11 protein-coding genes and 1 pseudogene are annotated in these 11,730 nt (G+C 38.7%); all 12 read right to left on the bottom strand.

Annotated features, from left to right (window positions below):
* Positions 1-6: 6 nt before the first annotated feature.
* The 12 genes and pseudogenes from FAY30_RS02455 to FAY30_RS02400 all read right to left on the bottom strand — a co-directional run bounded on the left by FAY30_RS02455 (position 7) and on the right by FAY30_RS02400 (position 11,611).
* The gene (locus tag FAY30_RS02455) at positions 7-570 is read right to left on the bottom strand and encodes a tyrosine-type recombinase/integrase (protein WP_149868401.1); all 564 of its coding nucleotides are present in this window, start codon (positions 568-570) and stop codon (positions 7-9) included.
* Between the two features lie 246 nt (positions 571-816).
* The gene (locus tag FAY30_RS02450) at positions 817-2,892 is read right to left on the bottom strand and encodes a sigma-70 family RNA polymerase sigma factor (protein WP_223820871.1); all 2,076 of its coding nucleotides are present in this window, start codon (positions 2,890-2,892) and stop codon (positions 817-819) included.
* A 266-nt stretch (positions 2,893-3,158) separates the two neighbouring features.
* A pseudogene (locus FAY30_RS27455) lies at positions 3,159-3,344 on the bottom strand (SAM-dependent methyltransferase); the annotation flags it as partial.
* A 380-nt stretch (positions 3,345-3,724) separates the two neighbouring features.
* Positions 3,725-4,579, bottom strand: a complete 855-nt coding sequence (locus tag FAY30_RS02440) for a peroxiredoxin family protein (protein ID WP_149868399.1) — start codon at positions 4,577-4,579, stop codon at positions 3,725-3,727.
* Positions 4,580-4,952: 373 nt separating this feature from the next.
* Positions 4,953-5,339, bottom strand: a complete 387-nt coding sequence (locus FAY30_RS02435) for a YidH family protein (RefSeq protein WP_149868398.1) — start codon at positions 5,337-5,339, stop codon at positions 4,953-4,955.
* A 234-nt stretch (positions 5,340-5,573) separates the two neighbouring features.
* A complete protein-coding gene (locus FAY30_RS02430) occupies positions 5,574-5,990 on the bottom strand; it encodes a VOC family protein (protein WP_149868397.1) in 417 nt (138 codons plus the stop codon).
* A gap of 172 nt (positions 5,991-6,162) precedes the next feature.
* The gene (locus tag FAY30_RS02425) at positions 6,163-6,318 is read right to left on the bottom strand and encodes a DUF1540 domain-containing protein (protein ID WP_149868396.1); all 156 of its coding nucleotides are present in this window, start codon (positions 6,316-6,318) and stop codon (positions 6,163-6,165) included.
* A gap of 115 nt (positions 6,319-6,433) precedes the next feature.
* Positions 6,434-7,624, bottom strand: a complete 1,191-nt coding sequence (locus tag FAY30_RS02420; RefSeq protein ID WP_149868395.1) for a macrolide family glycosyltransferase — start codon at positions 7,622-7,624, stop codon at positions 6,434-6,436.
* A 349-nt stretch (positions 7,625-7,973) separates the two neighbouring features.
* Positions 7,974-8,540: a DUF4256 domain-containing protein gene (locus tag FAY30_RS02415; RefSeq protein ID WP_149868394.1), complete on the bottom strand. Its 567-nt coding sequence runs from the start codon at positions 8,538-8,540 to the stop codon at positions 7,974-7,976.
* A gap of 188 nt (positions 8,541-8,728) precedes the next feature.
* The gene (locus tag FAY30_RS02410; protein WP_149868393.1) at positions 8,729-10,162 is read right to left on the bottom strand and encodes a Na+/H+ antiporter NhaC family protein; all 1,434 of its coding nucleotides are present in this window, start codon (positions 10,160-10,162) and stop codon (positions 8,729-8,731) included.
* A gap of 58 nt (positions 10,163-10,220) precedes the next feature.
* Positions 10,221-11,267 (bottom strand): aldo/keto reductase, encoded by a 1,047-nt coding sequence (locus tag FAY30_RS02405; protein WP_149868392.1) that lies wholly within the window; start codon positions 11,265-11,267, stop codon positions 10,221-10,223.
* Positions 11,267-11,611 (bottom strand): TIGR04076 family protein, encoded by a 345-nt coding sequence (locus tag FAY30_RS02400; RefSeq protein ID WP_149868391.1) that lies wholly within the window; start codon positions 11,609-11,611, stop codon positions 11,267-11,269. The genes FAY30_RS02405 and FAY30_RS02400 overlap by 1 nt, the downstream gene beginning before the upstream one ends.
* Between the last annotated feature and the right edge of the window lie 119 nt (positions 11,612-11,730).

Genomic DNA, 11,730 nt, shown 5'->3' with positions numbered 1-11,730 from the left:
ATATGCTCATAAATTCACATCTACTTTAACAAGTTGCTTATCATGTTTATCTATTCCTATATACTTTAATGTTTCAGAAGGGGAGTGATGATGATAAATTCTCATTAAAATGGAAATCGCGATCCCCTTTCGATATGCGTGATACCCAAATGTTTTTCTCAGCGTATGCATACCTATATTATCTGGTATCCCAACCTCTTTTGCAGCATTATGAATAATTCGATAAGCCTGCTGTCGAGTAATCGGTTGATTACTCTTTTTTGATCTAAACAGATAATCACTTTCATTAAAATCATGAATAGATAAATATTTCTCTAACTCACCTTGAACAACATGATTAATATAGTGAGCACTTGTTTCGTCACTTTTCTCATCCCTTAAATATAAAAACTCCTTTACTCTCTCTCCGTCCCATATATCAGTAACCTTTATTGAAAGTAAATCACTTACTCTAATTCCCGTATTAATTCCAAAAACAAAAAGTAATAAATCTCTTTGTGAATGTTTCCTTAATATATCCTTTATAGCATTGATATTTTCTATATCTCTAATAGGATTAACAAACTCCATAGGAAGCCTCCTAGAACATGTTACATAACTCGATAATAACATAAATTAAGTAACATTAACAACGAATATGCAACAAATACAGGCGCCTGTTTTTTTACATTTTTTTGTATTAATAATAAAGATTTGCTAAGCTTTGAAAAAGACAAAATCGAAGAAAAACTGGAGCGGCAAGGTTTGGATATGAAAAGACCCAGAATTCGCTAAAGATTTTTTAACGAAATCAGGGTCGGTTTAGAACTAGTTTATTTATTCCAACGAAATCTTCACAACATCATCCAAATACTTCGTTGTATTATATCCGTAAATCTCCAGTCTTGTCGGAATCACTTTCTCTCCAGCATTGTCACTGCGTAACTCCAAACCTTGAACAGTAAGCAAATAACGTGGCTGCTCGATTTCCTCATACGGGACAGGGTTTATATCCATATTGTATTCAGTCCCGTTTTTATCGACGAGCACTCCTTCAGAATTCATCTCCATTGAGGTAGTTGCATTCTCCCCTTCACCCATAATGTTGAATTGAAGCGACTCATATGCCCGTTTCTCAATATTATGATTGCTGATGACAACTTTGGAAGGCAGTCCAACTTCCACCTTGTCGATAGAGATTGTACTTCCTGAATATTCAAAGGTTTGGGGATATTCCTGAGCAGCATCGAGTATAATGGTTTTTGGGTCCTCAATAGTTAAATAGATTGATCCGAATTGAACGTTAACCTCTTTTGGCTTTTCTCCAAAAAGAGGATTAAAATGTGCTTGAAAAGAGCTCCAATTCATGTCTAGAGGTGACTCTAAAAAAGAGTTGCCATACAAATCCGCTTTTACTTTCTTATTGTTCACTTCTAGATTGTCAAAATTGAGAAAATTAATCCGTTTTCCTGACTGGGCATGATTAATACTATATTGCAGAATCGTCGCTGTTGGAGCAATCGTTAATTTATCAAATCGAATCGGGACCCCCTCGACTTCTGTTTCATCATCCAATGCATATTCAATAGAGGGCTGTTTTGTTACAGGGATCTCGAAGCTCCACTCCCCTGTTCCATATTCCATGTTCTCGTAAGCTCTCAAACTATTTCGGTCAGAGGGATCACCAATCAATTTCTGAAGCTGTGTGATCTTAAGTTTGATTGTCCCCTTTTCCTTTGAGAGCGGCAGTAGACTAATCTTCCCTTGAAACACGTTCTTTTTTTCGTTATTCACTTCCGATTCAAGGTCAGGAGGATAATACATTTGATTTGCGTTACTGTTCATGATGTCATATTCGTTCTCCACAGAAATACCTTCATAATTATTTATCACATATTGATTGTCTTCAGCTGTATCTTCTATTTCATAAAAAAGAAGCGTCTGAACATCGTCAGCAATCGCGCTCTTGATCTTAATTTTGACTCCATTGTTTTCTGCTTCCAAGTTCAGCCGTTCACCCAGGTCCTGTTGCAGATAGGCACGAAGCTCTTGATCCTCTTCTGTCCATGAATAGTAGATGTTCGTAAATGCCCCTGTTAAGACTTCTATACCTACTAATAATGCGAAAACACTCGCAAATACAGTCCCCATTCTTTTTCGTTTCTTGTTCTTCAGTTGTCTGTGCTTTTCCTTTTCGGCCAGCCTGGCTTTAACATTCTCCATGAAGTCAGATGGCACATGGAAATCCTCTATCCCTTCAGTAAGATTTGACATGGTTAACATGACATCCTGGAATGTTGCCAAATCCTCCTGACAGTCTTGACAATGATAAATATGTTTCTCAAATCCAATCTTTTTCGACCGATCCAGGGTTTTCTCTAAGTAATCGATATAATCCTTATGATACTCCTTACAGCCATTGAAGGGTAATCCGAACCCCATTTCTTTTTTAATTAACTGGATTCCGGAAAACAAAAGCTCTTTTATCTTTTCCACTGAAACCTGAAGAAGTTGTGCCGTTTCCCCATGAGAGAGTCCTTTTACATATGTAAGGACGATCGCTTCTTTCTCGTACTCTTTTAATTGATCAAGTGCTTTAAATAAATTCTTCTGTTGTTCACTTTCCTCTGAAGCTTGTAAACTGCTATCATTAGCAATCTCCCGGCAGATATGTATAAAAATGGACGTAACCCACGTTTCGAATGATGTTTCACTTTTAAATCGGGGTAACTCCTTGTGGATTTTAACAATAGACTGGTAAAAAAGCTCTTCCATTTGCTGCTGATTACTCAGATAGGACCATCCAAGTATATAGAACGTTTGTTTATGCCGTTCGAACCAATCGAGGATAGACTCCACGCCTTTTTCTCTAATTGGAGTGATTGATATTGGATCTATTTTTGCTGGGATCATAACTGTGTTTCCCCCCTTTACCATTCTCTTTCTTTGTTTATACTCTTTTCGATTTGCTTATTCTATCCAATTTTTTCTAGTATAATAGACATGCTGCTATTTTTTCAACATTGTGTTTGTTAAGGGGGATGTTCCCAATGAATTTTCATACTAAAAAGCTGCCCGGAACTTTCTCACAGGCAGCTCAATGTTTTCGAAGTAACTTCATTATTCTTATTATAGTTATACGCCGACCAGTCCTCTGGCTAATTCTCTGTAAGTGATTTTTATTCCGGTTTTTGGCCAGCAAATTGAATAACATGTGCCAAGCCGGTATGCAATTCTCCCTCATGTCGAATAGCTTCACCCATGAAGAAATGAACAACCCGCCAATCCGAAAATGTTTGCAGGAAGTCTTCCGGAGTATAAAGGAAATCGATCTCTCTGGGTCCCCCGCTTTTATAGGGAAGTTGGTCATCATCAAAGAATATAAAAAAAGGGCTAAAATAGCCCTTTCACTCAAACACGAAGCACGGTAAACTGTCCGCCCCCGAATAATGACTTTACATAGTCAATCTTTACATTATTAAAATATACCTGATCTCTTTCATTTACTAAAAAGCCGATTCCATCCTGCTCAGTGATTTCATCATTTTCTAAAGCCGACTCTTCCAGAGTCAGACGAAGCTGCGGGCCCCCTCAACCAATGCCCATTGAAAAGCGGATCAGCGGCTTTTTACCCTCATCGATGACATCTTGAACTTCGCTTGTAATAGCTGAAATTGCAGCATGTGTTACTTTGACCATTTTAGACCCTCCATTGCCTTTTTTATAGCTTCTGTTAATATTGCCTTCAATCAACATTTTCTATTAATTGGTTCATCATATCTTTATCCATTGGCCCGACTATTTTCTTGCGAACAATCCCTTGGGAATCAATCAGATAACTTGTTGGAATTGTAATCGCTTGATATTGGTCGCCTATATTCCCATCATTGTCGAGTAAAACAGGAAAAGTTACGTTTTTATCTTTCACGAATTTCTTTACATTTCCCGGATTTTTCTCTGATGTGGTTAAGTTGATGGCGAGTATTTCCACTTTGGTTTTGTCTCTTGATTCATAAAAATCCTGCATGTGCGGGATTTCTGCTTTACAGGGCGGACACCAGGTTGCCCAGAAATTTAAAATGACCTTTTTCCCTTGCAAATCAGACAGTTTAACGTCAGTACCGTTTAACGTCTTTAATTGAAAATCAGGTGCTTTATTACCTTCTTGGAGACCAATTTCTACTGTCTTTGTGCCGGCTGTATTCACTTTCGGCTTATCATGATTCAAGAAGAGGTTAACTAAAAAATACCCAATCATGACGGCAAAAATAAAAACAACCGTGGACTGTAGAATTATAAGGTTTGTTATCCTTAATTTTCTGGCTTTAACAAAGAAATAAATGAATGCACCAAGCGTTCCTAAAATGAATCCGTTCGTTCCTCCTGTAAAATACAATAACGACATTGGACTTTCAATAATTAATTTCGGCTCCAGTAACAGCAGACTGCCTTTCCAAATCAGAAAGCCCCAAAAAACACTGTTTAATGCTAAATCGAATAATTGTTTACCAGATTCTTTTTTTTGTGAACGCAGCAGCCATAGTTTCAGAAAAATGAATCCGATCACAATGGCGGAACCAAGAACAATCCATTTCATCATAATGGTGAAAGAACCAATTTGGATAACCTCTATTACCGGCTCCCCCCTTTCTTCTTTAGGAAAGTTAAAAAATCAACTAAACGCTTTATAAATCAGGTAAATGACTCCTGCCAGGAGCCATACAAGCGTTCCTGGTCATAGTGGAAACGGTCGTTTAACCTTTTTTCCATCTCCAGAAACCTTTGGCCGGCTGATTCCTCAAGAACCAGTTGTCGAACAATCTTTGATTTGTTTTTCTTTATCGGGCATTATAAAACCCCCTTACTAATTCCCCTATTACCCAATAGGGTATGAATACATACTTTGACATTATACCTATAAGGGTATAATGTCAAACAAATTACATTGCCGGTAATTCTTAAAGTCAAACTGACTAAAATAATAAGAAAGAAAGATACATAAAAATCAAAAAAACGAGAAGTGAAAATAAAATAGAAACAAATATTATAGAATAGTTAGACGGAGTAAAAAATCCATTCTGGATTTCCCTTCTTTTCCTTGTGTAATGTATGGTTGAAAAGATAGCAGTTGTAAAACCAACCAAACAAGCGAAGATTCCTAGAAATATCGCCAAAGTATTAATTGCAGCATTGGAACTGAGCTTAATAGTAAAATGTAACGAAGTAGTTAAAAAACCGACACCTATAATAGAAATAGCAGTCCGAATCCACGCCAGATACGTTCTTTCATTCGCTAAATGCTGTTGTGCATATTTTACACTGTCCTCTTGCCTTTCTTTGCTTATTTTTAAAGCTTTCATATTTAGCTAATCTCCTTTTTATAAGCCTAACAAAAATTCTTATCCAAGAAAAATTTATTTAATTCATATAAGCGTTGTATTTATAAAGAAAAAAATAGCTACTGGCGCAGCTACTTAGGCAATTACTTAATTAAACTTTGGAGTACCCTTTGCTACCTTTACTTTTTGTTATGAATCTTGACATCAAAAATAGACCGAAAGCCGTTCCGGTTTCTGATTTATGGGCGTATTTTCTTATTTCAAATTCATTGCACTTTCATCCATGTAAGCAATCTCCCATAAATGGCCGTCTACATCCTGAAACCCCCATATGTACATAAATCCATGATCTTGAGGGTCACTAAAAGATTTACCGCCAGATGCCAATGCCTTATTTACTAACTCATCCACTTGATTCCGGCTCTTAGCTGATAAGCAGAAAATTGCTTCGGCGGAAGTAGTCGTATCCACAATTTCTTTCTTACTAAACCCTTTGAAGCGTTCCTCAATCATAATCATTGCATAGATATTGTCACTGATGATCATACAAGATGTGGTCTCATCGGAGAATTGTGGGTTGAACTCAAAACCAAGCTCCTTGAAAAAATTGGTGGACTTACCCACGTCTTGTACCGATAAATTGATAAAGATATTTTTAGATGTGAATGCCATTTTTTATTACCTCCTGTTAAGAAATCGACCAATAAGCTTAATTATATCCAATTCAGCCGATTTCTTTCAAAGTGGGGTATTTAATGATTCCTTGCATTTTAAATCAAACGATTGGTTTGTAAAAAAAACTGGACGCGCACGCAGCCGTCCAGTCAGCAAAATTATTCTGATTTTATTTCCGCTCTACAAACGTTTTACATGCTGTATCCTCTACATCAGCAGCCACTTCGCCATGAAGGCCTATCACATAAATAGAATCAGCCACACATTGATCACCCTCAGCCCAATATTTACAATTTTCAACATTACATTTTACATTCAATTTCATAAATGCTTCCTCCTTTAAAAGGTTTTACTAACCAATACCCTTTAAGCTGAGGAGATAAACAACTTTTGTAAATTTTCACCAATCTCTTTATTGAATGGTTGACCACAATATTCGTTTAGATGTTATAGTGTCTTTTAAATTCAAAAATCTCATCAACAGCCTGCTGATACCCAGCCGATTTTTGCAAGGATTCTTTCATTCTTGCCGCAGCTTGATGGAATGATGGCTGGTTCAACACTTGATCTGCGGATTCACGCAGCTGATTTGCGGTCAAGCCTTGCATTTGTAATGGAATACCGGCATTTATTTTGGCAACTTGACCGGCAATGACCGGCTGATCCGCACTTTGCGGGATGACAATGAGCGGAACTCCATAATAAAGACCTTCGTGGACACTGTTCATTCCGCCATGTGTAATAAATAATTTCGTGCATTTCAGTAACTCTGTTTGCGGAACATAATTTTTTACAATAAAGTTTTCAGGTATCTTTCCCAAATCAGATTGGTGAACTTTTTCCCCAATCGACATCACCACAGTATGTTCCGTGTCGCCAAATGCCTCAAAACAAAGCTTATAAAAATCAATTGCTTGATTAAAGACAGTACCCAAGGATATGTAAATTGGGCTTTTTTCCTTGATTGAAGTAAAATCAAAGCTTTCATGCGTCTTTCTTGAAGTGATGGATGGCCCAACAAATTTATACGTTTGGTCGTATTCCTCTTCAAAAGGTTGTAACTCCCTGGTGGTATATACAATTGTAAGTGGTGCGGGATTACAAAAGACTTCATAAGGCGAGTGGATTTCCGCACCATATTTCCCCTTCACGATTGCAGTCAGCTTTATATATTCATCGAATGTTTCTGCAGGAATATTTTTAGAAAGCTGTTTGAACATGTTATCAAATGAGCTTTTAGACTGCGCAAAAGAAGTACAAGAATTGACAGCCGGAAGCTTAAGGATTTGAGCAAGTAATCGCCCACAGCCTAACATTGAGTCGTGAATGATGTAATCAAATGGCTCTCCTTTGATATTTTCCAGAACGCTAGGAACCATAATATCTGCCGTACGCAAAAGACCATTGATTCTTTCAAGCATATTATTTCTCCCTCCCGAGAGAAAGGCTTTTAAAAATTCTTGAACATCAAAGGTCCTCACTGTCGCCCCCGCATTCTCCATTCGCTCACGAAAATCCTCGATTGTAAAATACACGACCTCTTCGCCGCGCGATACCAACTCTTGCACCACTCCGATCGTTGGATTGACATGTCCTTCCGATCCGCCATTTATAAATAAAACTCGTGCCATGATAACGCCTCCTTATACAATTTTTAACCTTGTCAGATTGTGTAAGTTGTCTTTTTGAAAATATTGCCATCAACCATGCATTTCTAGAACAAGATATGTACTCTTTCGTTCGGTTTGGGAAACATCATATGGGTTAATAAGCAATTGACTGGCAGGTAACTCGTATTAAATTAATTAAAAAATAAAACCGTCTTGGTTCAAATTCTTAAGTTGTTTTTATTAATAATCAAGAGCCTTTCCTTATGGAGAGGCTCTTTACTCACTGTCTTATCTGTTTTAATCTTTTCTTACAAGTGGCGAACAGGCCCCCCCATACGTCCTTTCAACGGGCAGCATTTCATACTAAAATTTAGATTCTTAGCGAGCCACGAAAGCCCCTAGCAGCATAGTAGGATTCTGCTCCATTGTGGTATACAAAGACCGTGTCGTAGCGACGATCACAAAAGATGGCCCCACCGAGTTTTCTAATATTAGCAGGTGTTTTCACCCAGCTCGATGTTTTCGTATCGAAATTTCCAAGTTTCTGGAGCTCCCGGTATTGTTCTTCCGTTAAAATCTCAATACCCATGTCAGCAGCCATATCTATAGCGTTGTTTTGTGGTTTATGTTGTTTCCTTGACTCGAGCGCTTCACGGTCGTAGCAAACACTTCTGCGCCCTTTAGGACTTTCCGCTGAACAATCATAAAAAATGTACTCGTCCGCCTGTTTATCATGAACAATAACATCCGGCTCGCCGCCAGTTGTTTCCATTTCATTAAGTGACCACAGTTTTTCAGTATTATTTTCTAGCTTTGCTTGTACATTAGCCCATTCAAGTCCTTTATGGCGATTCATATTTTTCTCAAAACGGACTTTCAATACTCCAAGTATTTCTTCACATTGTTCAGGTGATAGCTTCCTATTTTCATTATTCATATTAAAACCTCTTCATCTAACATATATTGAACTACTTTTTAATGAATCCACTTTCCTTATCCAGTCTTAGAATCAGTGTAGCCAGATTATGTACATATTTATTCTTCACTCTCACTGTGACAATAAAAACGATTCGATACCAAATCCGGCTCTCATCATTTTATGAGAGCCGGATTTGGTATCTTGTTTTACATTTCTTGAGGATTACTAACTACTTTTCCTTCAGAGCCTTCATATTCGCGGCCCCATCCCGTAATGATAGAGGACAATAGGACCAAGAATAGTACCATGCAATAGATCATGCCGCTGCTGACTTGTGTTAGTAAAAGCGGGGCAACAAAATCATAACCTTTTGACAGCAAAGCACCGAGGAATACAAAAACACTTAAGAAAGGTATGACTAGCACAATCGCATTAGCAAAACCATCCAGTAGATAGGAACGGCGGTATGGATGCAAACCAACACGTTTTCCAATCTCATTTTGTACTTTTCCAAATGTCGTCATCGATGCACTTGTCACACCACCGAAGATCAACGTTGTAAACGAAATGCCTAACATCATTGCGATTTCAGCACCGCGAACCGTCTTGCCCATTTTGCTGTTAAGGATGCCATTTGTGACTTTTTCAAGCACTCCCGCACCGTTAAGCACCCCCATTATCCCGTAGACTGAAATAACCAGCGTGACGGTTGCCATCATGCTGCTGATGCCGCCCGTTAGGAACCCTTTCGGCGCCCCATCCTCCACTGAAATAACCTTGTCGAAAGTTAACAGGTTAAACGCGAGACCTGTAATGGTCCCTAAAATGATCCCTATAGTAATCGCTTTATAGATATTGCGGGTTTTGATGGCTACGATTAACATGACGGCTACCGGAACCAGCATAACCAGCGAGATAGGATTCATGTTTTTTGCAAGGATATCAGATGCCCCTGCACCTACCGTACCTCCGCCGCCTAAAATCCAGAACAGAACAAACGAGATAGAACCTGCGACCAAGGAATACTTTAGCCGGCTGGCAACACAGCCGCCCACTTCGGCAAAACCTTCTTTTTTTGTGTATTCTTGCGTTCCTGCAGAGATAATGGTCGTATCTGATATTGGCGCTAAGTTATCACCAAAAATAGATGCACTGACAATTGCACCCGCAAGAATGGCGGGATCACATCCCAACAATACTCCTGCCGGGTAGAAAATAGGAAAGCAGGTAAACATAGTTCCGATGGATGATCCCGTAGCAGTAGAAATGATACAAACGGCTAAGAATGTAAACGCAGTGAATAATCCCCCATCCACGCCCAGCAAGTCAGCAAGCCATACGAAACCTGACGAAATGTTAGTAGCTTTGATCAACTCTGAGAACATCCCGATGACGAACAGTAGGATGGCAATCGGTACGGATTCCTTTACGCCGTCATAGACGGAATCCCAGAACCGATCGTAGTTTCCTCTTTTTACAAAAATGGCCCCTACCATCAGTGCAACGAAAGCGCCCATGGCGAGAGCATACATTTCAAACGCTTTAAAAACAATAAAAAACAATATGCAGAAAAATAGAAAAATCACGACTGGAATAAACGCAGTTCCCCAGCCACCTCTAAATTCAAGTCTCTTCTTCATATCGAAACTCCCTCTCCTCTACTAAACTCTCTATGCTAGACTAAACATACACTATCACTTATTTCTCATTTAAGTTCATCTTCATAATATTGCGATATTTTGAATCAACAGTACGCTCTAACTCAAACGGTTCGCCGTCTACGATTGGATAGTTGTTTAAGAATTGTTTTATTTCTTCGATATCGGTACGTTCAAGCTCGAAAGCAAATATTTGCGTATTTGACTCCACATGCCGGCTATTTCTCACTCCAATAATAGATGCCCCGACTCCTTTTTGACTTAATATATATTTTGTAGCAATCTGTGAAACCTTGACTGAATGCTTTTTAGCGATTCTTTGCAGCAATCCCAACAATTCCTGATAGCCATCCCAGCCCAAAGTATCTTCAATCACCTGAAAATATTTAACGTGAGAGCGCGTTTCTGGTTGAATCGAAGTTTGGCCGATCCATTTTTCCGCTAACAAACCGCCAGATAATGTACCGTAGCACAGCAGGGAAATTCCTTTGCTTTTACAATAATCTATTAATTCTTTTTCTGGACGTCTATCAAACACCGAGTATTGATTTTGACAGGACACAACAGGGATCCCGGCATCAACGATTTCGCGCAAATGCTTCGTATCAAAGTTTGTAACGGCGATATTACGGATCTTTCCTTTTTCTTTAAGCTTCAACAGATCTCCCGCTGTCTCAACATAGCCAGGCACATTGTAATCCCACCAATGAAACTGAACAAGATCCAATACATCTCGTTTTTGACGTTTAAGGCTTCTGTCAATTATTTTTTCTGTGTAATTGTAATCGACCTCACTAAGCAAATTGATATCCGGTACATACTTGGTATGAATTTGAATATCATGCGGCGAAAGGGTGCTTCCTTCTTTTAGTTCCGTTAAAAATTCACCGAGGAGTTCTTCCGTACCCGTATAGATATCTGCACAATCAAATGTCGTAAATCCTCTCTCAGCAAGCATGTGGAAGGCCTTCATAACATCTTGCATATCTAGTTTTGATTGTAAGCTATGGCCTTCTGATAGCTGCCAGCAGCCGTTGATCACTCTGTTGATTGTATAATCTTTTGCTAGTTCGAATCGCTCTGCCATTATTGTTTATCTCCTTTATCTATTGGTTCTATTGTGCATTCAGCATGACTAAATTCTTGCGTTCCGATACGACTTATTTTAAATCTGGCACCACAGTTTGGATCCGGGCAGGCAATGACACTATCGGACAACATCCAGTCATTCGCGTGTAATGGCCGCTGCTTTGCAGGCAGTAATGGCAAAATAGCGCTTAATGCATACATGGAAAAAGAATTATTTTCTGGGAAGATAATGTCCTCCCCTATAACTAAGAAATAGCTGCCTTCCTTATGCCGGCATACCATTGGTTTCTCTGTAGCTACAACCTCTACTTTTAAGTTATATAGCGTAAATTTATCATCCATGGCACATTCTCCTATCCTCATAAAAAAATAAAAAACACCTGTCCTCAAATAATAATTCAAGGACAAGTGTTAACTTGCGGTACCACCTTGTTTGATATGTATCATACATACCCACTCTG

Origin of the sequence: Bacillus sp. S3 (genome assembly GCF_005154805.1) — a bacterium.
GTDB lineage: Bacteria > Bacillota > Bacilli > Bacillales > Cytobacillaceae > Neobacillus.
The sequence above is the reverse complement of the archived record's forward strand: the minus strand, read 5'-3'. Positions and strand labels throughout refer to the sequence as shown.

Excerpts from the sequence above, each read along its gene's own strand:
- FAY30_RS02455 (WP_149868401.1), bottom strand. The coding sequence starts at position 570 with ATGGAGTTTGTTAATCCTATTAGAGATATAGAAAATATCAATGCTATA.
- FAY30_RS02450 (WP_223820871.1), bottom strand. The coding sequence starts at position 2,892 with ATGATCCCAGCAAAAATAGATCCAATATCAATCACTCCAATTAGAGAA.
- FAY30_RS02440 (WP_149868399.1), bottom strand. The coding sequence starts at position 4,579 with ATGATGAAATGGATTGTTCTTGGTTCCGCCATTGTGATCGGATTCATT.
- FAY30_RS02435 (WP_149868398.1), bottom strand. The coding sequence starts at position 5,339 with ATGAAAGCTTTAAAAATAAGCAAAGAAAGGCAAGAGGACAGTGTAAAA.
- FAY30_RS02430 (WP_149868397.1), bottom strand. The coding sequence starts at position 5,990 with ATGGCATTCACATCTAAAAATATCTTTATCAATTTATCGGTACAAGAC.
- FAY30_RS02425 (WP_149868396.1), bottom strand. The coding sequence starts at position 6,318 with ATGAAATTGAATGTAAAATGTAATGTTGAAAATTGTAAATATTGGGCT.
- FAY30_RS02420 (WP_149868395.1), bottom strand. The coding sequence starts at position 7,624 with ATGGCACGAGTTTTATTTATAAATGGCGGATCGGAAGGACATGTCAAT.
- FAY30_RS02415 (WP_149868394.1), bottom strand. The coding sequence starts at position 8,540 with ATGAATAATGAAAATAGGAAGCTATCACCTGAACAATGTGAAGAAATA.
- FAY30_RS02410 (WP_149868393.1), bottom strand. The coding sequence starts at position 10,162 with ATGAAGAAGAGACTTGAATTTAGAGGTGGCTGGGGAACTGCGTTTATT.
- FAY30_RS02405 (WP_149868392.1), bottom strand. The coding sequence starts at position 11,267 with ATGGCAGAGCGATTCGAACTAGCAAAAGATTATACAATCAACAGAGTG.
- FAY30_RS02400 (WP_149868391.1), bottom strand. The coding sequence starts at position 11,611 with ATGGATGATAAATTTACGCTATATAACTTAAAAGTAGAGGTTGTAGCT.